Raw genomic sequence first — 207 nt, forward strand, 5'->3', positions numbered from 1 at the left:
CGGGTCTGCTTATGGCTACTACGGCAGCCCCTACTATTACGACGACCCCTATTATTACGACGAGACCGTAGTCGCCGCAGGGCCCCCGGTCGGCGATGATGCCGTGGCGTATTGCATGCGGAGGTACAAGTCCTACGACCCGGCGTCAGGAACGTATCTTGGCTATGACGGGCAACGTCATCCCTGCCCGGCGCAATAGCAAGACAT

Annotated in this window: 1 protein-coding gene; it reads left to right on the top strand. The window is 59.4% G+C overall.

Features of this window, described 5'->3' with window-relative positions; genetic code table 11:
• A partial coding sequence (locus KJQ96_RS39985) for a BA14K family protein (RefSeq protein WP_213291321.1) occupies positions 1-199 on the top strand: 199 nt, incomplete at its 5' end.
• Between the last annotated feature and the right edge of the window lie 8 nt (positions 200-207).

The organism is Bradyrhizobium sp. sGM-13, assembly GCF_018398875.1.
Lineage (GTDB): Bacteria > Pseudomonadota > Alphaproteobacteria > Rhizobiales > Xanthobacteraceae > Bradyrhizobium.